Origin of the sequence: Paenibacillus sp. FSL R7-0048 (assembly GCF_038004505.1) — a bacterium.
Classification (GTDB): Bacteria; Bacillota; Bacilli; order Paenibacillales; family Paenibacillaceae; genus Paenibacillus_AQ; species Paenibacillus_AQ odorifer.
The window spans coordinates 4,969,010-4,989,469 of record NZ_JBBORF010000001.1; the positions used below are offsets into that span (position 1 = coordinate 4,969,010).

At 44.5% G+C, this 20,460-nt stretch carries 18 protein-coding genes; 7 read left to right on the forward strand and 11 right to left on the reverse strand.

From position 1 onward, the window contains the following. Nucleotides 1–41: 41 nt before the first annotated feature. The 3 genes from NSQ91_RS22220 to lpdA all read right to left on the reverse strand — a co-directional run bounded on the left by NSQ91_RS22220 (nt 42) and on the right by lpdA (nt 3,626). Nucleotides 42–1,028, reverse strand: a complete 987-nt coding sequence (locus NSQ91_RS22220) for an alpha-ketoacid dehydrogenase subunit beta (protein WP_036676034.1) — start codon at nt 1,026–1,028, stop codon at nt 42–44. 3 nt (nt 1,029–1,031) lie between these two features. Further along, nucleotides 1,032–2,063 carry a thiamine pyrophosphate-dependent dehydrogenase E1 component subunit alpha gene (locus tag NSQ91_RS22225; RefSeq protein ID WP_076184133.1) on the reverse strand — a complete coding sequence of 344 codons (1,032 nt, stop codon included), beginning with the start codon at nt 2,061–2,063 and terminating at the stop codon, nt 1,032–1,034. 141 nt (nt 2,064–2,204) lie between these two features. Beyond that, nucleotides 2,205–3,626, reverse strand: coding sequence for a dihydrolipoyl dehydrogenase (gene lpdA, locus NSQ91_RS22230; RefSeq protein ID WP_076304000.1), 1,422 nt, complete (start codon nt 3,624–3,626; stop codon nt 2,205–2,207). Nucleotides 3,627–3,793: 167 nt separating this feature from the next. On the opposite strand from lpdA, the gene NSQ91_RS22235 reads away from it, so the two are divergent. Beyond that, nucleotides 3,794–4,099, forward strand: a complete 306-nt coding sequence (locus NSQ91_RS22235; RefSeq protein WP_076129486.1) for a DUF2627 domain-containing protein — start codon at nt 3,794–3,796, stop codon at nt 4,097–4,099. A gap of 242 nt (nt 4,100–4,341) precedes the next feature. Here NSQ91_RS22235 and NSQ91_RS22240 read toward each other — a convergent pair whose 3' ends face one another. The 3 genes from NSQ91_RS22240 to NSQ91_RS22250 are packed head-to-tail and all read right to left on the reverse strand — an operon-like array spanning nt 4,342 to nt 8,163. Next, complete coding sequence (locus NSQ91_RS22240; protein WP_076184140.1) at nt 4,342–6,201, reverse strand: ABC transporter ATP-binding protein; 1,860 nt, start codon at nt 6,199–6,201, stop codon at nt 4,342–4,344. After that, complete coding sequence (locus NSQ91_RS22245; protein WP_340919862.1) at nt 6,182–7,915, reverse strand: ABC transporter ATP-binding protein; 1,734 nt, start codon at nt 7,913–7,915, stop codon at nt 6,182–6,184. Before NSQ91_RS22245 ends, NSQ91_RS22240 begins: the two co-directional genes overlap by 20 nt. 17 nt (nt 7,916–7,932) lie before the next feature. Continuing rightward, nucleotides 7,933–8,163, reverse strand: coding sequence for a hypothetical protein (locus tag NSQ91_RS22250; protein WP_036676022.1), 231 nt, complete (start codon nt 8,161–8,163; stop codon nt 7,933–7,935). Between the two features lie 136 nt (nt 8,164–8,299). Here NSQ91_RS22250 and NSQ91_RS22255 point away from each other — a divergent pair, with 136 nt between their 5' ends. Continuing rightward, entirely contained in the window at nt 8,300–8,869 is a 570-nt protein-coding gene (locus NSQ91_RS22255; protein WP_036676019.1) for a thymidine kinase, read from the forward strand. 64 nt (nt 8,870–8,933) lie between these two features. Here the strand turns inward: NSQ91_RS22255 and NSQ91_RS22260 are convergent, their stop codons facing one another. Next, nucleotides 8,934–9,452, reverse strand: a complete 519-nt coding sequence (locus NSQ91_RS22260; protein ID WP_076303998.1) for a DinB family protein — start codon at nt 9,450–9,452, stop codon at nt 8,934–8,936. A gap of 137 nt (nt 9,453–9,589) precedes the next feature. Between NSQ91_RS22260 and NSQ91_RS22265 the strand changes: the two genes are divergently transcribed. From NSQ91_RS22265 to sda, 5 genes are all read left to right on the forward strand, one after another. Next, complete coding sequence (locus tag NSQ91_RS22265) at nt 9,590–10,255, forward strand: hypothetical protein (protein WP_143763858.1); 666 nt, start codon at nt 9,590–9,592, stop codon at nt 10,253–10,255. Then, nucleotides 10,236–10,763, forward strand: a complete 528-nt coding sequence (locus tag NSQ91_RS32095) for an accessory gene regulator ArgB-like protein (protein WP_175617304.1) — start codon at nt 10,236–10,238, stop codon at nt 10,761–10,763. The genes NSQ91_RS22265 and NSQ91_RS32095 overlap by 20 nt, the downstream gene beginning before the upstream one ends. Continuing rightward, on the forward strand, nt 10,760–10,879 hold the full coding sequence (locus NSQ91_RS22270) for a cyclic lactone autoinducer peptide (protein WP_139329854.1): 120 nt from the start codon (nt 10,760–10,762) through the stop codon (nt 10,877–10,879). Before NSQ91_RS32095 ends, NSQ91_RS22270 begins: the two co-directional genes overlap by 4 nt. Before the next feature lie 21 nt (nt 10,880–10,900). After that, nucleotides 10,901–11,236: a LytTR family DNA-binding domain-containing protein gene (locus tag NSQ91_RS22275; RefSeq protein ID WP_036676016.1), complete on the forward strand. Its 336-nt coding sequence runs from the start codon at nt 10,901–10,903 to the stop codon at nt 11,234–11,236. Between the two features lie 221 nt (nt 11,237–11,457). Then, nucleotides 11,458–11,631 (forward strand): sporulation histidine kinase inhibitor Sda, encoded by a 174-nt coding sequence (sda, locus tag NSQ91_RS32100; protein ID WP_081383395.1) that lies wholly within the window; start codon nt 11,458–11,460, stop codon nt 11,629–11,631. Between the two features lie 181 nt (nt 11,632–11,812). Here sda and NSQ91_RS22280 read toward each other — a convergent pair whose 3' ends face one another. The 4 genes from NSQ91_RS22280 to NSQ91_RS22295 form a co-directional block, all read right to left on the reverse strand. Beyond that, nucleotides 11,813–12,121, reverse strand: coding sequence for a hypothetical protein (locus NSQ91_RS22280; protein ID WP_036676014.1), 309 nt, complete (start codon nt 12,119–12,121; stop codon nt 11,813–11,815). Between the two features lie 122 nt (nt 12,122–12,243). Continuing rightward, entirely contained in the window at nt 12,244–12,903 is a 660-nt protein-coding gene (locus NSQ91_RS22285; RefSeq protein WP_036676012.1) for a helix-turn-helix domain-containing protein, read from the reverse strand. Between the two features lie 266 nt (nt 12,904–13,169). Continuing rightward, nucleotides 13,170–13,358 carry a hypothetical protein gene (locus NSQ91_RS22290; RefSeq protein WP_076303995.1) on the reverse strand — a complete coding sequence of 63 codons (189 nt, stop codon included), beginning with the start codon at nt 13,356–13,358 and terminating at the stop codon, nt 13,170–13,172. 601 nt (nt 13,359–13,959) lie between these two features. After that, nucleotides 13,960–20,427 (reverse strand): S-layer homology domain-containing protein, encoded by a 6,468-nt coding sequence (locus NSQ91_RS22295; RefSeq protein ID WP_340919869.1) that lies wholly within the window; start codon nt 20,425–20,427, stop codon nt 13,960–13,962. Nucleotides 20,428–20,460 lie beyond the last annotated feature (33 nt).

Below are 20,460 nucleotides of genomic sequence, written 5' to 3' on the forward strand. Positions count from 1 at the left end.
CATCACCTGAGTTTTAGGAAGCTTCGCATCTACTCAACAAATTAATATTGTGCCAGCCGGAGCATTTCCGCCTTCACTTTTTCTTTACTTAGCATGAAAAACTTCTCCATTGGCGGGCTGATTGGCATCGCCGGAACATCGGGACCACAAAGACGGAAGATTGGTGCATCCAGCTCGAACAGACAATGCTCAGCGATAATGGCCGCCACTTCGCCGCCAATTCCGCCTGTTTTATTATCTTCATGCACAATCAATACCTTACCGGTCTGACGGGCAGCAGCAATAATCGCATCACGATCCAGCGGTTGCAAGGTACGCAGATCAAGAATATGTGCTGTAATTCCTTCCTCGCGTTCCAATTCTTCCGCAGCCTGCATAGCAAAATGCAGCGGGAGACTGTAGCCAATCACCGTAATATCCGTTCCCTCACGCAGCAGATTAGCTTCGCCAATTGGAACGGTGTAATCCCCTTCCGGTACTTCTTCCTTGATCAGCTTGTAACACTTTTTGTTCTCAAAGAAAAGCACCGGATCAGGATCACGTACAGCTGCCTTCAGCAATCCTTTAGCATCATAAGCGGAGTAAGGCGCTACAATCTTCAATCCAGGTGTACCAAAGAAAATCGATTCTGGACACTGTGAATGATACAAACCGCCGAACACCCCGCCGCCAATAGGAGCACGAATGACAACCGGGCAACTCCAATCGTTATTTGAACGATAGCGGATTTTAGCCGCTTCACTGATAATTTGATTCGTCGCCGGAAGCATAAAGTCGGAGTATTGCATTTCAGCTATTGGTTTCATTCCGTACATAGCTGCTCCGATGGCTACACCAGCAATCGCTGATTCAGCGAGGGGTGTATCCATAACCCGCTCTTCGCCAAACTGTTCCTGTAGACCTTTAGTTGTGGTAAATACGCCGCCTTTGAGACCAACGTCCTCACCAAGCACGAACACGGAATCATCGCGCTCCATTTCTTCCTTCATCGCGAGCCTGATGGCATCGATATATTCCATTATAGCCATGGTTTATGCCCCTCCTTTGAGGTCGGAATCACTGTATACATGCAGCAGTGTGTCTTCCGGTTTCGGGAACGGAGCATTATCGGCATACTCGATAGCCGCTTTAAGCTCAAGATTGCATTCAGCAGCAAGATCTTGTTCTTGCTCGTCACTCCACAATCCCAGACCGATCAAGTAATTACGGAATCCTGCTACGCCGTCCTTCTTCCAGTTCTCATCAACCTCTTCTTTGGTCCGGTAAGCCAGATCATTATCTGAGGTGGAGTGTGGAGACAAACGGTACATCATCGCTTCAATCAGCGTAGGACCTTCACCCGCGAGGGCTCTTTCCCGCGCTTCCTTAACGACACGATAAACCTCAAGCGGATCGTTTCCGTCTACACGCACACCAGGAAATCCATAACCCAGTGCACGGTCGCTAACCTTGCCGCCTAACTGTTTATGAACAGGAACAGAGATTGCGTACTGATTGTTCTGGCACATGATAATAACCGGCAGCTTATTCACTCCGGCAAAGTTACAAGCTTCATGAAAATCCCCCTGATTGCTGGAACCTTCACCGAAGGTTACAAAGGAGACGAATTTCTTCTTCTGCATTTTGGCCGCCAGAGCAAAGCCAACCGCATGAGGGACCTGAGTGGTTACAGGGCTTGACCCTGTCACAATACGCAGACGTTTGCTGCCAAAGTGACCCGGCATTTGCCGCCCACCACTGTTTGGATCTTCTGCCTTAGCGAATACGGACAACATAAGTTCGCGTGTAGTCATACCCACTGAGAGCACGAAAGCATAATCGCGGTAATAAGGTAAAAAATAATCATTTTGCCGGTCCAGCGCGAACGCCGCCGCCACCTGACCCGCCTCCTGGCCTATGCCGGAGACATGAAAGTTGATCTTGCCAGCGCGCTGAAGCAGCAGACTGCGCTCATCGTATTTACGAGCGAGCGACATATATCTGTACATATCGATGACCTGGCCGTCACTAAGTCCAAGCTGCTTATGTCTGTTAATCGTTTCTACAGTACCTTGGGGTTCCATAAAGAGATACCTCCTTATTCATAAAGCCTGAAGTCTTACAGGAATTAAGACCAATTGTGCCCTGATCTTAAAACCTGGTACTAAGACTTGACTTGAGTATATTATAATCCCTTTCTACCCAAAAAGAAAAGCTAAGAAAAACTAAAATCCAATAGATCTTCCATCCACAGCTAACATTGCTTCTCCGATAATCTCCGAAAGGGTAGGGTGAGCATGTATAGCTTCACCAATCTCCCAAGGTGTTGCATCCAGTAGCTGTGCCAAGGCCGCTTCTCCAATCAGATCCGTCACATGAGGACCAATCATCTGCACACCAAGAATATCTCCACTGCTACGATCCGCTACAACTTTGACAAATCCATCCTTCTGGCCATATACAATTGCCTTACCAATGGCCGAGAATGGGAACTTGCCAATCACTACATCATGTCCAAGCTCTTTAGCTTCCTTCTCGGTGTAGCCCACACTTGCTACCTCAGGCCGAGTATAGACACAACGTGGTACTAAATGTGTATGATAAGGATGTAGCTTCTCACCAGATAGATGGTTAACCGCCATTATCCCTTCATGACTGGCTGCATGAGCCAATTGAAGCCCACCGATGCAGTCGCCAATGGCATAAATATGCGGCTCTGCCGTCTGCATACTAGCGTTTACAGCAATAATCCCTTTGTCAAAGCGAATGTCTGTGTTTTCCAGACCAATATTCTCGATGTTGGCCACTCTGCCTACGGATACAAGCAATTTTTCTGCCATTAGGCTTTGACTTTGCTCTCCCTTACGGGCTTCGATCGAAATTCCATCCTCCGTTACCTGGCAGGTTGCAGCATCCACTGTAGTTTCAGTCAGTACCTTAACCCCACGCTTTTTCAACAAACGTTGCAGTTCCTTAGCTATCTCTTCATCCTCTTGAGGCAGTAACTGACCTGCCGCTTCAACCACAGTCACCTGCACTCCAAAATCAGCCAGCATTGAAGCCCATTCGACCCCAATTACACCGCCGCCCACAATGATGATAGAGGATGGCAGCTCTTCGAGCATGAGCGCTTCATCACTGCTAAGAATCACTTTCCCGTCTGGTTCGAGACCAGGCAATACTCGTGGACGTGAGCCCGTAGCGATAATAAGATGGCTGGAAACTACTGTTTCCATCTCCCCATCTTCCAGTTCCACAGCTACAGCACCGCTGCGCGGAGAAAAAATAGAAGGACCCGTTACGCGCCCTTTACCTTTGACAACTTGTATTTTATTTTTGCGCATCAAATATTGTACGCCTTGATGAAGTTGCTCAACTACAGCTTCTTTGCGTTTCTGTACCTTTGGGAATACCAGCTGTACACCGCTTGTCTCAATGCCATAGCTCTCGCTCTCATTGATTTCAGCATATACCTCTGCACTACGGAGCAGCGATTTACTAGGAATGCAGCCCCGATGCAGACAGGTTCCTCCTAGTTTGTCCATTTCGATGACGACAACGGACTTTCCAAGCTGTGCAGCGCGAATAGCCGCCACATACCCTCCAGTACCTCCGCCAAGTATGGCCACGTCACATGAAATTGTCATGATATGTATCCTCCAGTCATTACACGTAAGTTCATTTTACTTAGTATATTGTACTCTCTTTTTGCTCTATTACAAAACTTATAAACGTCATATGCAAATGGACTTTTTCTTGCTAAAGCGTTATCATATGGGTGAATCTAAAGGGCTAAGAGGGGTAGGAGACACTTATGAAACTGTTAATTTCACGCTTCATTGCCATCCTTATTCTTGTGTTTCCGGGCTTAATAGCAATGAAGGGCTTCCTCATGATGAAGGATGATATTTTTGATTACATTTCCATGCATGGTGATGATTCTGTAGTGCCCCACTTTGCTTGGCTGCATTTCGGTGGTGGATTGCTGCTCTTCGCAGCTGGCATGACTTTCCTTGGTGGCTGGATTCTGGCTAGGGACCGTAAGAAGAATTACGTAGGTCCAAGGTTCAAGGAGAAGCAAAAGGCGAAACAAGCCGGAACGCAGGAAACGATCTCTTAAGAGGCTATGCTGAACTTAGGATCAGCTTTTTCATCTCATCATTTATTCACCTGATCATCTGAATCTCGAATCGCACACAATCAAGCCTTAATACCCTGCTGATTGTAATTTGTACAATAGATTTCCCCACATTCAAAGCCTCCCAGCTCACCCGATCTGGTGCTCGTTATCTATCATAAATAACATAAAGGCGAGAACTTCATGGACGCAATCTGCGCTCCCTGAAAATTCTCGCCTTTTTCTTAAATACCCGCCTTATCAAGCGCCTCTTTCCGCCGCCCCTGTACCAACTCGCTGTACAGTCCGCCTTGCTTCAGCAGCTCTTCATGAGAGCCTTGCTGCAATAATCTGCCGCCCTGAAGCACAAGAATTCGATCAGCTGCACGTATCGTGCCAAGTCTATGAGCAATGACGAAGCTCGTTCGCCCTTTCATCAGCGCCTGCAGCCCTTCCTGAATCTTGATCTCGGTCACTGTATCAATACTGCTGGTTGCTTCATCAAGCACAAGCATAGAGGGGTTAGCAAGAATCGCTCTCGCAATGGAGAGCAGCTGCTTCTGCCCTTGGCTTATACCGCTGCCATCCGCCGAGAGCATCCGTTCATAACCTTCGGGCATTCGCATAATAAAAGAATGGGCATTGGCCAGCTTAGCCGCCTCTTCAACCTCTTCATCGGACGCATCCAGCCTCCCGTATCGGATGTTATCGCGGATACTCCCTTTGAACAAAAAGGAATCCTGCAATACAAAGGCCATATGACTTCTCAAGCTTTCCCGCCGAATCGAAGTGATATCTAAGCCATCCAGCGTGATTTTCCCCTGATTAGGATCATAGAAACGGGATAACAGCCCAATTAGCGTTGTTTTGCCTGCACCGGTAGGTCCAACTAAAGCGATCATCTCGCCAGGCTTCGCTACAAAGCTGATATCCTGCAGCGTGTTAGAACCTCCATCATAAGAAAAAGCTACATTTTCAAACTTCACCGCACCCTGTACAGTTTCAAGTGATTTGGCTGCACCTTCATCTTTAGCCTCGGTCTCTTCGTCCAGCACTTCAAACACCCGCTCGGCCCCTGCCACCGCTGAGAGCAAGGTATTCCACTGATTCGCTAAATCATTAAGCGGACGAGTAAACTGGCGGGTATATTCCACGAATACGATGATCACACCCACTGTAATCGACCCACGGATCGCAAGCAGACCACCAATTCCTGCAACTATGGCGAAGCTGAGATTATTAAGACCATTCATAAGCTTGGGGATGAAACCAGAAATGGACTGCGCCCAGTAGCCTGACAGCATAATTCGCTTGTTGCGTTCATGAAAACCAGAGATGACGCGTTCCTCTTGTGAAAAAGCCTTGATAATCCGTTGTCCGGATAAGGTCTCCTCAATATAACCGTTAAGCTCCCCTACATTGCGCTGACGTTCTTTAAATAGTGGGCCTGTACGGCGTGTAATCCAGCGCATGCCTAACAACATCAAAGGCACTACGAGGAATGTGAGCAGCGTCAACAAGGGACTAAGCCACAGCATAACCCCTACGGTTCCTAGCAAGGTTAAGACACTTGAAAATATCTGAATAGCCGAGCTATTCAACGTAGAGCTGACGTTCTCGATATCATTGGTAAGACGGCTCATAATTTCCCCCTGCTGTCTCCGATTAAAAAAGGAAATAGGCAGACGGTGTAAATGGGAGAATAGCTCCGTACGCATCCGTAATACAGTTTCTTGAGCAATTTCGATCATCCATATGTTTTGCAGCCAAGAAGTCAGAGAATAAAAAATGTACACACAAGCAAGGCTTGTCAGAAAAACAACCCATGATCGCCCGCCGGTACCTTCCAGATAATTATCCACCGCTCTGCCAATCATGTATGGCCCCAGCAGCGCTAGCGCTGAGCTGAAGACAACCATGATCAGTACAAGAATAAGCTTGGCTTTACGCTCAGCTAGATAACTCCAGATCCGGATCAGCGTCCCTGACCAATCCTTCGCCTTTGCTTTGGGTTTGCCGCCAGATGCTGTCCCTAGACTTCGTCCCACGCCAAGTTCAAAATTCGGTTTAGGATGACGAAAAGGTTCAATTAATGCTTTGAACATGCTGCTTCGCCTCCTCTACCTGTGATTCATAAATCTTGCGGTACAGCTCGGAGCTTGCCATAAGCTCCTTATGCGAGCCTTTGCCAATTAATCGTCCCTCATCCAGCAACAGGATCAAATCGGCTGATGCCGTTGAACTGATTTTCTGAGTAATCAAAAAGGTTGTACAGGAGATATCCTTTAGCGCCTCCAGCAATAGCCCTTCCGTAACCGCATCAAGGGCACTAGTGCTGTCATCAAGGATCAACATAGCCGGTTTTCTAACAAGTGCACGGGCAATCGTTAACCGCTGCTTTTGTCCGCCAGAGAGATTAACCCCTCGTTGACCAAGCATCGTGTCATAACCATCTGGCAACCCTTTTACCGTCTCGTGAATTTGTGCAGCTCCCGCTGCTTGTTGGATTTGTTCCAGTGTGGCGTGTTCATTGCCCCATGCAATATTATCGCGAATTGATCCGCTGAAAAGCTGCAATTCCTGAGGCACATAACCTATCGATTTCCGCAGTCTGGAAATATCGATATCGGCACTTTTTTCACCGTCAATCCAAATGATGCCCTCTGTCTCTTCATACAAGCGCGGAATCAAACTCACGAGTGAGGATTTTCCTGATCCGGTCGCCCCCATAATCGCTACTCGCTCACCAGCAGCTACTTCAAAATGAATGTCCTCCAGGACAGAGATATCACTATTAGGATACTTAAAGCAAACGCCTTCAAATTTAACGTGGCCCTGAATTGGCTCACCTTGCAAAGTCCCGCCTTCACGAACTCCAGCTCCCGCTTCCATAACTTCTGAAACACGTTGAGAGGAGGCACGAGCGCGGGAAAATGTTACAACAAGACCAGAGATAGCTGATAACGCCCCAATTGTTCGCAAGGAGTAATTAATAACAGCAACAGTCTGACCCAAAGTAGCCTCCCCATTGGAAATGGCTATCCGTCCAAACCATAAAATCGCCAAAATCGCCGCATTCACAATAAGCATAACAAAAGGCATCGTCGTCTCAGTCAAACGCAAGGCAGACACCGTTGATCTCATCAAATTCCCGCTAAATACCGTGAAACGTTCAATCTCATACCCCATACGCACAAATACGCGGATCAAGCGAATACCCGTAAGATTCTCCTGAATCACGCCATTAACTCCGTCTAAACGCTGCTGGACCGTACGAAATAACAAGGAAGCTTTTCTCATAATCCAGTAGAGGAAAAAAATCAACAAAGGTAACGCCACCGTCAGCAGTAATCCCAGCTTCACATGAACAACTAACGCCATAATCACACTGCCTACCACAACAAGTGGCACCCGTGTCATAAAGCGCAAGCTCATAAAAATAGTATCCTGCAGCTGTGATACATCGCCAGTCAGACGGGTAATCAGTGACGAAGTAGCAAAACGATTAAATACTTCATACGTAAAAGACTGTACCTTTTCGTACAATTTGTCCCTAAGATCGAACGCAAAGCTCTGACTTGCATGGGCAGCAAAAAAAGAACTGAGTACCCCGGCTGTAAACGCAACTACCGCGCTGCCGATCAATACACTGCCCCACAGCCATACTACAGAGGTATCTTTTTCTCGGATCCCCAAGTCAATGATTTTGGAAATGATCAAAGGCTGTGATAATTCTACCGTCAATTCAATGAGCATCATTACAAGGGCAGCTATTGCAGCTACCTTATATTTTTTGAGAAAAGAGAAAATCAAAGCCATTCGCATACCCTCTTTTTCTATTCGTACAGTGCATCCCTTAACCGAGTTGACATCGTGGAAGCCTGTCCAGTTTTCAGTATTGCTCGACGCAGCGCTTTATTACTCCGATTCAATTCCACCAAATCCGCCATCATTTCTTCCAGCAAGCTTTCAGTGTCACTGGATAAATCTCCATTCTGCTGCAAAAGAGCTAACCGTTCCTTATATTCGTCTAATCTTTCAGTCACACTTATTACTTCCTTTCCCATCTCTTATTACCTCTTATCATACCACATCCAATCAATCGCAATGTTTTCACTGGATACATCTGATCCGAATATGATACTCTAATATGGTCGCATTTTTAAGATATAATCAATGTTTTTTACGAAAGGATAGATGGAAGTGGCACAATTGTTTTTCAAATACGGAGCAATGAACAGTGGTAAATCTATTGAGATACTCAAGGTTGCACATAATTATGAAGAGCAGGGGAAATCGGTGCTCATTTTCACTCCATCCATAGACGACCGGGACGAGGTTGGTTTTATTTCTTCTCGTATTGGGCTTCGGAAACAAGCAATCCCCATCGATGAGAACACAGATATTTATAATATCGTCAGCAGTAACCAACCTAAACCACACTGTGTACTTATTGATGAATGTCAATTTCTAAGCAAGGAATGTATTCTCCAGCTAGTGCGTATCGTTGATGAGCTGGGCATTCCGGTAATGGCCTTCGGACTTAAAAATGATTTTCAGAATCAGTTATTTGAAGGCAGCAAATATATGCTGATCTACGCTGATAAAATTGAGGAAATGAAGACGATCTGCTGGTTCTGCGAGCGCAAAGCTACTATGGCTCTACGAGTAGAAAACGGCAAGCCCGTATATAGCGGCAAGCAAATCCAGATTGGTGGCAATGAAGCTTACTATCCGGTATGCCGCAAATGTCACAAGAATCCACCGCTATAGCCGTGTATAAAAAGCATCCCAAAGCCATAAAGGCTATTGGAATGCTTTTTTGATTAAGAAGATATTACCCTAAATATCTTTCTTTAAGAATATTCAAATGATGATGGTCATGTCCAATCATAATGCAGGCCTGAGCTCTCGCAGAAAGAGTAGCCTCGTTAACTATTCCCTTCCGGATCCATGCTTCCTCCGGCAGAGTTTCCATTAGGAGTAATGTCGATTCTCGAACAACCTTGTAGTGGGCCAGCAATGCTTTTAAAGTGTGCGCTTCGAAATTGGCGGTAAGTACATAGTCTTTCTCTTCAAAACCCGGCAGTGGAGTCGTATCCCCTCTGGCGATGCACAATAAACGGTAGGACATGATTCTTCCGGTATCAGCCAGATGTCCGACCATTTCCTTGATACTCCATTTCTCCGGAGCGTAACGATAGTCCCCTTGTTCTTCCGTAAGATTCGAAATAAAAGTGCAAATCTCATCCGTCTGCTCTCTAAAAATAGTAATGATGTCTCCTTCAGCTGGCACTAAATCGACATATTTTGATAATTCTTTGAGATACTCACTGCTTTCTGGACGTCGATCCATGTCTAAACCCCTCTCATTTTGAATTTTTTTGAAAAAATAGGAGGAAAATTATACTGTAGTTGTTGTATTTTAGCTCATTTTATACGATACTTGCAATAATAGGGTTAGTTAAACTAGAAGTCATCGGGAGTGTCGGCATGCTAGATTTTATTCTTTTTATGATATTTTCAATACTAGAGACTTATGCAATGTTTTTTCTGGCTTTCAAAATCTTCAAAATTGATTTATATCATAAAGAGATGGTGTTTGCTAGTTTTGTTATGGGCTTTTCTTCTTATACAATTAGGATCAACTATGGGATGTTTCCATTAGATATTTTCTCACAATATGCACTAATGTTTTGTTTTATGTGGATGTTATTCCGGATTCATCCCTTCTACGCTTCTATATTAACCGGGATGACCTATCAAGCATACTTGGTGATTCAGACCAGTCTTATGTATCTATTAAACTCTGTAATCATCATGCCTCTAAATATCTTGAATCCGATTACCAAAAACATGATTACAATGCAGGTTTTATCAGCATTAACCGCGATTCTCATTGGTATGTATGTAGGTCATAAACGTATTGGATATGACTTTGTACCTGATAAACCCGATGTAAAAATTAAACCAACGACTAATGAAAAAATATTATTCGCTCTTAATCTTCCTACAATAATTGTCGTTACTTCACTCAACTACTTTTTTGAATCTCGTTTCTTTTTCATAATCCCATTTCTCTATGGAATACTATTATGGGGATATCTATATTTCTCATACAAAAAGGACAGAAATAATTATGAATCATTTATCTCTTAAAATTGTTGAGTTCATTAAGAAAAGTAATCCAGAGCAAACGCATTCTATTGAAATCATGCATTATGCCCTTAGCATTATTATGAATACTTTATTAATTATTATGACTTCGTTATGCATTGGCGGGCTCACTGGACAGCTTAAGGAAACATTCTTAGCCTTATTCAGCTTCATACTCCTAAGAATGTCATCTGGTGGTGTGCATTTAAAATCCGCAAGAGCCTGCAATATTGTATCTATCTTTATCTGTTCACTTATCCCTCATATTACCTATCTAATACATAACCATTTGATTTGGATTAATCTTTTTTCTTTACTTGTAATGATCTTATGTGCTCCGAATCCTGATGCTAATGCTCAAATCCCCAAAGAATGGTATTTGGGTTTAAAGATCATTTCCATAATTCTGGTTTCTTTGAATTTTTGGATCCATTCGTCTGTCATTGGATTGGCATTTTTAGTTCAATCCTTTACAGTTATAATCCCATTACAAAGGAGGTCAATCAGATGAAAAAAACCTTAGCTCGTTATGCTTCTAACCTACTGGGTACTTCTGCTCAAGTTTTTACAAAAATTCTAAAACCAGCAGCTTACAGCCCTGAAATTCCAAAAGAACTGCGCAAGTAATTAAACAAGGATGGGGAAAAGATGCGTGTCTTACAGAAAGACGGTTCCTCTAGTGATATTCTAGAGGAAGATATATTGTATTTCTCGAATTATAAAAATACAATATTCGTCCATACGAAAGAAGGCGAATTTATTCTCCCCACCACGCTTTCCGATCTTTCCGTAGCGTATGAGGGTAAGGGATTCGAACGCCTTGACCGCAGCAATGTCGTCAATATCAACAACATAGAAGGCTATGATCCCGGGCGGAAGATTGTATGCTTTAATCAAGGTACGCAGTTCACTACTGTTTCGGAATCCAATGAACCTCGCCTTAAGAAGTATCTTGCTTCACAAAAGAAAAAACCGTCAGAATAAAATTCAGTTTTTTAATAATCCCGGCATGTTCACGCATGCCGGGATTATTTTATTAAAAATTGAAACTTTTTAGCAATTTCCTCAAAATCGCACATTATGCCATAATAATCCTCAAATGTAAAGATAAATTCGTAGGATGAATGACAGGAGACGGATCCTATTCCAAATGATACCATATAGATAAACCTATAATAAAAAACAATTAATGATGGAGGATCATAATGAATTACTATTTTCATCCCTCTCCACGGCCCTCATCTCTGGAATCTATATCTGACGAGGATTTACTAAGAATCTATGAGCTAGCGATTGATGCCCATGCGTTACCGGATTTCATTGAAATTATTAAAGAGATCATGAGAAGTAGAAATCTCATAGATTCTGAAAATATATAACATCCCCTTCCCCATTAAATTCACACTGACGCATGGTACACATTTTTCTTCAGCTTCAACCAACAATAAGCTCCTTAGGTCGCCTTAAGTCAACTACATTAACATAAAAAAGGTAGAGCCTCCGCGGCCCTACCTTTTTTATATGCACATATGATGGTTAATCTGAGATAAAAATAATGCTCTATTCTGTAATTTCTGTTTTGAAAACATTTTCCAATTTGCCGCCGAGTCTTTTCTTCAAGGGAACCTTAATATCTCTTCCCAATTCTTTAAAGAAAGTTTCAACATCACATTTCACATTTTTTGCAGTTGCGATTACCGCACCATCACCAACAATGTTTTGATTCGCTTCAAGAGGAACATCAACTTCGATGTCATACTTTTTTGATAATGTCTTGATGTAACGTGCGAAGATCTCCAGCAATTCCTCGTTATTAAAATTCTCTATAGCGACTTTGCCCTTGCTGGTAAACTTCATGTTAATTTTCATTATTAATATCCCCTTTTCTGTCAAACCATTTTTAGTTGTTAGTTTATGGATCAAGATGAATAGATGGCTGCAAGAAAGGGCAACATTCATTCATTTTTGAGATCATTAGCAAAAGGCATACATTATTTATAAGCACCCTTTATTTGTTGTACTTTAAACTGAGTAAATTCTTTAAGTGCTTGTATGACCTGATCCTGTTCCTCTTCCTTCAGTTCATAAACGCACTCCCGTAGCCACTCGCCAAATAGAAAGGCTTGACGCCCTTTACGGGGGCTCTTTCTTAAGGAGTCGAGGTTACCCTCAAACTTATCGTTCAGGACATCGGTCAGATTGTATTTCTCAATCTTCTCTATTACCATTCCTGCCCCATATTCCGTTTCGTAAACTATAACTTCATTCGAATCAAAGGAAACGTACGATGTTTCTTTCCCTTCCTTCGCTCTGAATTCCTTAAGCTTGTTAAAGGCTGTCTCGTAGATGTAATCTTGAGACTGTTTGAGCTGTGGCAGCTCATATCCTTGCTTCAAGGTCTTGATATATTCAATATCTGGCATATAATCTGCCAAATGGTACATCCGATTCTTCAGATCCGTTCCAAGCGCTTCAATGATCTTGTCCAGATTGTCTTTAAGCGGAATGCTCTCTCCACGTTCGATTTTGCTAAGCTGTGAGTAACTTATACCGCTCTTTTCTTCCAGTCCTCTTAAGGTTAACCCTCTCGTCTTTCTGATGTGCCGAATGAAATTACCCAGCTCATCGGGATAGTTCTCAAAATCATTCATGGGAGTCACCTCCCTACTATCATAACACAACATAACAATTTGTGTTGGCTAATAACAATTATTCCTTGTTTTTACTTGCCTCTGAAGAGTAATTCCCAGTATTCCACGCCCAATATAACCCTATCTTTACAAAATACCGGAAAAAGACTCGGCGCCCGTCTGTAAGGATTTGGAATATGCTCGTTACTCGCCTCAGTTTTACTTTCTGCTTAAGCCCCATCCATCTTCTTGGTCTTACCTTCCACTTTCTGCTCACTTTACTCACTTTACTCACCTGGCTCACTTGGCTCAACTAGCTCACCTGACTCACCTAACTCAACTAGCTCACCTGACTCACCTGACTCACCTGACTCACCTAACTCAACTAGCTCAACTAGCTCACCTTGCTTACCTAGCTCAACTAGCTCAACTAGCTCACCTGACTCACCTAGCTCCACTTGGCTCACCTGACTCAACTAACTCACCTAGCTCACTCAATTCTACCTCATCGGACCGAGGAGACCTTATTAAGCTGATTTCAGCCATTCTGCTCATCTATCGGACTCAGATGCAGCTATTCATTAAAATATATTACGATTCCGGGCAAAAGTATGACAATAAGAGCTATGGAGTCCGAAAATTTGGAAAAATGGACCAAAAAGTTAAAATAGCGGCAATACAGTCCGTTACGATCCCAAACCATCGAGGCTATCTGTTAAAACAAACTTTCTTGATAAAAGTAGCTCGTCCGAGCCGAACTTACCAAGTGTGCATCGCTGTTGGCGTACTTTAGCTTTAGCGTTCCTCAGCGAGCGTGTCTTAGGTTTAGCCGTACCTCAGCGAGCGTACTTTAGCTTTAGCGTACCTCAGCAAGCGTACTTTAGCCTGCCTCAGCGAGCGTGCCTTAACTTTCCGTTCTCCATTTTCCCTTCTCCAATCCTTTGTGTCTCACCACCTGTTTTACTTTTAATTCGCTTTCCCCCTCTGTGTACATGCGTGCGTACCCTGCACATATCCAACTAATCCAATTATCAAAAAAACAGCCAGTCCCCATCAACCTGAGACTGGCCACAATCATTACTCCATAACACTCAGCAGGTTGAGGATCATCTGTGCACTTTCAGCACGTGTTCCGTTTTGGTTCGGTGCAAATTGTCCTTCAGCCCGTCCTTGCATCAAACCAAGTCTGTACACTTCGCTGATTGCCTCTTGAGCCCACTGTGGAGCATAACCAATATCGTTGAATGCCGAAATGTTACGGCTAGCTACAGATACATTACTCTTCGCGTAAGCATATGCACGAGCCAGCATTGCAGCCATCTCCTGGCGGGAGATCTTCGCCTCCGGTTCAAACTGTGAAGCAGTCTGGCCGTTAATCACTCCAGCTTGTTTGGCTAACCCTACTGCTTCTGCATACCATTTATCTGCAGGTACATCAGCGAAAGCAGGTTCCGCTTGACCTTTCAAGCCAAGCGCACGAACTAACATCGCTGTGAACTCCGCCCGTGTAACCGCACGGTTCGGATCAAATTGGTCCGCAGCTACACCCTGTACAAGCTGTTTTGCCGCAAGCTGCTTCACAGCAAGGTAAGCCCAGTGATCGGACTTCAAATCTTTGAATGTTTTATCAACTTCTAAAACAATGTATTTACTAAAATGACTGACGGCAGCAGATAGATAACCATTCGTCCATGTACTGCTCATATACTCTAATTTACCCACGTCTTCGATAAAATAAATACCTAATAAGCTTCGATCTACATCTGCACCGACCTTATATGAAATCATAATCGGCTCTGCAAACTGTCTTAACGAGAAGGACTGATCATTTTGTGTGAATATGCTAAGCGACCATTCCCGCAGATCACTTTTCGCCCGCAATTGTGCACCCGCAAGTGCACTTGCACGAGCCAACAGGTCCACTGCTGTATTATCAGCTACAGGTTTCAGCCGTAGCGAAATCGTACTCTTGGCAAGAGCCTCAGCTGAGATTAGCTTACTTAGTTCTGCCAGTACTGTAGCAGGAATCGTAACGGATAAATCCTGCATAACCACTCTAAGCGGTGCGCGTCCAAGCAGCTCTGCTGCATTGCCTGGCAAAAGTAATTCCGTAACCGCCCCATTAACAGAAACCACAGCTTCACCTTGAGCATTCTTGCTCTCTGACAGTTGAGAAGCCGTTATGGTGACTACGCCCGTTTGTGCTGATGCCGACGGAGTTGGTGTAGCGGTTGGCGTTGGTGTCACCGCAGGTCCCGGCACCCAAGCACCCGGCGTTGATGTTGGCTCTGGACTTGGTGTTGGTGTTGGTGTCGGTGTTGGTGTCGGCTCTGCGCTTGGTGTTGGCTCTGGGCTTGGTGTCGTACCCGGCGAGCCCTCAGTCACTATCAGAATATATTCAGTGCTCAAACCGTTATAAACAGCGCTGACTTTTGTTGTACCAGCACTCAGAGCATGAAGTTCTCCAGCCTCACTAATCATTGCAATGGAATGATCAGATGTATCAAAGATTACTCCCTCGAACAATTCTTGCTTGCTGCCGTCACTATATACCGCCTGAACAACAACGGAGCCTTTACTTCCTTGTTCCAGCGAATCCGGCCCATCCATCGTTATTTCTGTAAGAATAGGTGCTTCATCATTTGTTACTACAAGGTTATACTCCGAGGCGAACTCCCTATAGGTTACTGAAATCACAGTGGAGCCTTCCTGATGAGCCTGAACTAAACCCTGTTCATTGATCGTAGCAATATGCTCATTCAAGCTGGAATAATGAAGTCCATCTAATATAGCGATTCGTTTACCAGATGCGTAGACAGCTTCTGTTACAGATTGGTCGACTTCTTCCGGTTTAAGCTGTCTCTTTCCCTGAAGCTTAATTGCTTGCAGCGCATCTACAGTTATCGTACTTTCGGCAAAAATATTCGGGTAACCTGCCACTGTGACTCTTATCTTAGCTGTCCCTGGCTTCAATGCTGTAACCAAGCCATATTCATTTATAGTAACAACTGATTCTGCCGTATCAGGAACGATGGTCCAAAGCTTTGTCAGATGATTAGCCTCATCCGGCCCCACCTTAGCTTGCAATTGCAGGCTAGCCCCAGGCTCAAGCTCTACAGCAGTTTGATCCAGCGTAATGGATTCCGGAACCAATTTGCCGATTACTAAACGGTCAATCTCAACCCCGTCTACTGTTCTTGCGGTAACCGTAATCTCGTTCTTCTCAATCTCAACAGCCGTATAGATTTGCTCATCTTCGTCATATATTTTTTCCTGCCAAAAACGTGGTGTCAGCGCATAGAACTTAGGACCCGAGGAACCGCCGATAACATACCGAGTGCCTTCGCCTTCTGCAACCTGTTTACCCTCCTTCATCGGAAAAGTTCGCAAATAGATATGATCATGACCGTTCATGACCAAATCTACGTTGTGCTTATCAAAGACCGGAACCCACTTCGCTTGTACCTGCTCATTCGAATAGATACTGCCGTACGGTCCTTGATGGAAAAAAATCACCTTCCACTTTTTATCTGTAGCGGAAAGATCCTGATCCAACCACTCGGCCTGTTCAGTAAACGGACTACCTGAATGCTCTGTATTCATAACCACAAAGTGCGTATCCTTAATATCAAAAGAATAATTCGTACCTTTTACGCTCGCCGCACCGTTTTGCGGGTTATTGAATTGCGCTAGATAATCCCCATCTCCATTGGTTCCCATCACTTCATGGTTCCCGATAATCGGAACAAGTGTGGTATTCATCAGCTGCTTTTGAGCTGCATCAAACCACCAGTTCCACTGCTCTTGTTCAAAGCCCTTATCCACCATATCTCCAGCATGAACCAGCATTTCCGCATCCGGCATATACGCGTAAGCCGCTTCAATCGTATCTCCCCAAAGACCAAAACCAGCCTTAGAATCTGCTTGGGAATCTCCGATAAACAGGAATTTTGTAGAAGTGTCCTCACCACCACTTGTAACAAAAGCTCCTTGCTCACTTACATTTGACTCGCCATCACCCACACGATATACATATTCCGTTCCCGGGGTAAGCGCAGTGGCCTCCGCTTTATGAACTCGCATCGTTCCGTCATTGTTGGTGTTGTAAATTGAACTGCTGCCGGTAATTTTTATTACATTCGCAGCTTGAAAGCTTGTAAACTCAGCTTTTTTCACAAGTTCTACTACAGTATCCATGGTCAACGGTTCTGTCTGCCAAGTGAACTGGCGAGAAGTTGCTGCATCTTGGCCCATCGTAACATTAACATTACGCGGAGCTGCAGTAGCGTCATATGGAGCAACCTTGAACGTCATTACAGGACTATAGGTATTTCCTTTTACCGCCTGCAATTTAAAAGTTCCTTCTGCTGAAGTGACAAAGTCAGTAGTTAGTGTTCCACTTGCCCCTGAAGCAACACCTTGTACCTCCACTCCATCGAACAGCAGCTTTGCTCCTTCAACGACACTTCCATTCAGATCTTTTACCGCAAAAGATACATCAAAGCCCTTCGCAAGATCATAATGGTTCCAAGTGAGCATCAACTGTGTCTTCACAACAGATTCAACAGCCGCTCCAATAAAAGAAATAGGAACCCCAGTACCCTCTGTAGAAGTTACCGATCCGGATGTATTTTCAATTACAAAAGCTTTGCTAATATCTCCAGCCAACTGCTCCTGAGTGTAGGGACCCACAAAATCATTTCGAACTGTATATTGAATTTGCCCGATGAGATCCGTATCTCCCAGATTGGAAGAATTGATATTCGTTAAGTTAAGACGCACAGTGCCCAATACCGGATCAATGATGGACTCCACTTGTGTTTCTGATAACATATTCCCCCGAATTACCTGCAAATCTTTAACTGCAGCCGGATTAAAAGCAAACGTAAGATGTCCTTCCTTCAGCTTGCTCGCTTTCTCTGCCGTTATGTCCAAAGTGTAAGTGTTGCCGGCATATACTACTTCTGGTGTTTTGTACAAATAGAACGGAGAGCCCAAATTTACTGTAAAATACCATTCTTTTATCGTCTGGTTACCGCTCAAATCGCGGATGGCAACTTTTACTTTATGACGGCCTTCTGTCAGTGGAACCTTTGGTTTATAAGTGATCTGACCTTTGGGAGGATAAAAGCCATGCTCCACTAATTGATCGTCCACATATACTCGTGTTTTGTCAGGATCGATTAAGGTCGTTCCCGGATGCACTACTGGATCATAACCATCATCCTCACCATTGACGGAAAGGGTCGGTGTAGCTGTTTTGACAATTTCGTTCACGCCAGGATATGCATCTTTAAGAATAGGAGGTATTCTGTCCTCCTCTAGCGGGCCATAAATGGCACGAATATCATCAACGTAAATAGCTCCCGCACTCTTATTAAGATTGCTTGTCTCCATATAGCGGACAGGCATATCCATCGTTAACGGGGTGGTTTTCCCCTTAGGAACGGATACTTCGACGTATTTCCACCCCGTCCAGTTCACACCATTTACCTGATCAGTAAAATCCACAGGCACTGCCGCATTATTGCCATCCCGAATCTGTCCCCGCAGCCAGTGCTTTTTGCCATCTCCGTAGATCCACATACTGATCTTTTCAGGATACCCCGGAATCTGAATCCGATTGGCGGTTGAGCTTGCGGCTAAATAAGCACCGGATGTGCCTGTTTTATTAACAAAATCATATTCCAGCTTCAAGGCTTTGTCCCCGTTGCGGACAAAATCCAGATCCGACACTTCCTGAATCGCCACGCTGTTAGCTGCTGCACTAGAGGCTATATATTTATCAATGCCATTCTCAAAATCCTCCAGCATTACAGGCGGTAACCCCACATTTACTTCAAAAGAGGTCTCAACGTCCCTGTATTTAGCATAAATCTTTCCGTTTTTCCCGTTCTCACTCGTCGCCTGAAACAGACCCTTCTCGTCCACGGTTCCGATCTCGCCCTCAACCCGCCATTCGAAGCTAGGGTTGTCAGCTTGAATCACTTGTCCATTACGTAGCGCCTTCACAGTTAATTGTGCAGCAGCACCTGAAGAATAAGTTTTGATCTCATCAGGAAACCTAAGCTCTGTAAGCTTATCTACAACCTCAATTTCAACACTGCCTTTGACTGCCCCAGCCTCTACAATTACATTTCCTGTGCCGGCAGTGATTCCTCCGGTGAAGACTCCGTTCGCATCGACAGTACCAAGGTTAGCGTCCACCTGCCAATTCAGCGTACCCGAATAAGGCGCCGGATGGCCGTTCTCGTCCACTCCTGCCGCTTTGAATATAAAGCTGGAGCCTTGCAAAATACGTTCCGTATTCGGCTGCACAACCAGCTTAGAAGCCGAAGGTTGCTCAGGGGCTGTATTGACAAGCAATAAACCGTTACCGGTTTTACGCTCGTAACCATCTGAGCCCTGATTCATCATTCGGACACCAGATGTACCCGGCATTCTGGCCACAAAAGTAGAAGAACCGCCACCATCCAGATTCATGGCGTTCACTACGCCCATACCCTTCAGAATGTTGCCAAGCTCATCGGTATCTACGCCCTCACTAAAACCTGGAGATCTTCCATCCACTTCGAATAGAACGAGACTTCCGTCCGCTTTTGTCCCAATGGCTGTCCGCGGATGAATTCCTAAAGGCCCTACACCTTGTTGAACTACTCCGTCTTTTACCAGCGGCCCCTCGCCGCCAATAGCTACCTTCACATCATTCCATTCTCCGCTGAGCGCAAAGCTGGCAGTAACGTTATCGCCAACAGATAACCCTTGCAGAACAGCACGGGACGTACCCTGGGCAGATAAAACCACTTTTCCTTGGGAAAGCGGCGTATTGCCTTGATTGTTGCGGATTTCAGATACCTTCAGCTTCAAGGTCTGGCCGCTTTTCACTTCTCCCTCGACAATATCTAGAACAACCTCGTCACCCTCATTGGTTGACTTTGTAGTTGTATTATAATCTTCCGTATAAAGAACCAGCTCATTTGTATTTCGGTATCGGTTGATGCTGGTCAGATTGGTTGTTTTTCCATTTATCGTCACGTTTTTGGTCAGCTTCGGCACCCCATAAATCGAGCTGCCATCTTCTTTTAAACCGAAAGTAAAAGCTGAAATCGAACTGTTTAGAATTACACCCTCATCCATAAATAACCCATTAGGAACACCCGTAGCAAAACCGGAGATTTCATAGAAATCACCATTGATTCCTGCGATCACTCGGTTTTCAGGTGAATCCGCATACGTGGCCATTTCTGTAACGCCCTTCATACCGTATACCTTTCCATCCTTCGTACCTGCCCGCAGCTCCAAATTTCCTTGTTGCGGGTTGAACTCCACTGCATGTATCTTTTGTAAACCACGTTCATTCTGGAGATCCATCCAGGTATACATCGCCCCAGGTGCAAGCTCTGTTTGGCGAACATCAATAACGGTTCCGTAGTCTGTTGCTGGTAAATCAGAGATGGAAGCGCGAACAATTGCCCCCGGTTGTAACAACGAAATCAACAAAACAAAGATAACAACAACATTAATTTGCCTTAGATACCTTCTCACTGTGTTGACATCCTCCCCACTTGGCTGTCCTAA

Coding starts and splice junctions, on each gene's coding strand:
- lpdA (WP_076304000.1), bottom strand. CDS start 3,626: ATGACAATTTCATGTGACGTGGCCATACTTGGCGGAGGTACTGGAGGG.
- NSQ91_RS22225 (WP_076184133.1), bottom strand. CDS start 2,063: ATGGAACCCCAAGGTACTGTAGAAACGATTAACAGACATAAGCAGCTT.
- NSQ91_RS32095 (WP_175617304.1), top strand. CDS start 10,236: ATGAATCATTTATCTCTTAAAATTGTTGAGTTCATTAAGAAAAGTAAT.
- NSQ91_RS22275 (WP_036676016.1), top strand. CDS start 10,901: ATGCGTGTCTTACAGAAAGACGGTTCCTCTAGTGATATTCTAGAGGAA.
- NSQ91_RS22240 (WP_076184140.1), bottom strand. CDS start 6,201: ATGTTCAAAGCATTAATTGAACCTTTTCGTCATCCTAAACCGAATTTT.
- NSQ91_RS22245 (WP_340919862.1), bottom strand. CDS start 7,915: ATGGCTTTGATTTTCTCTTTTCTCAAAAAATATAAGGTAGCTGCAATA.
- NSQ91_RS22235 (WP_076129486.1), top strand. CDS start 3,794: ATGAAACTGTTAATTTCACGCTTCATTGCCATCCTTATTCTTGTGTTT.
- NSQ91_RS22220 (WP_036676034.1), bottom strand. CDS start 1,028: ATGGCTATAATGGAATATATCGATGCCATCAGGCTCGCGATGAAGGAA.
- NSQ91_RS22285 (WP_036676012.1), bottom strand. CDS start 12,903: ATGAATGATTTTGAGAACTATCCCGATGAGCTGGGTAATTTCATTCGG.
- NSQ91_RS22265 (WP_143763858.1), top strand. CDS start 9,590: ATGCTAGATTTTATTCTTTTTATGATATTTTCAATACTAGAGACTTAT.
- NSQ91_RS22280 (WP_036676014.1), bottom strand. CDS start 12,121: ATGAAAATTAACATGAAGTTTACCAGCAAGGGCAAAGTCGCTATAGAG.
- NSQ91_RS22250 (WP_036676022.1), bottom strand. CDS start 8,163: ATGGGAAAGGAAGTAATAAGTGTGACTGAAAGATTAGACGAATATAAG.
- NSQ91_RS22270 (WP_139329854.1), top strand. CDS start 10,760: ATGAAAAAAACCTTAGCTCGTTATGCTTCTAACCTACTGGGTACTTCT.
- sda (WP_081383395.1), top strand. CDS start 11,458: ATGAATTACTATTTTCATCCCTCTCCACGGCCCTCATCTCTGGAATCT.
- NSQ91_RS22260 (WP_076303998.1), bottom strand. CDS start 9,452: ATGGATCGACGTCCAGAAAGCAGTGAGTATCTCAAAGAATTATCAAAA.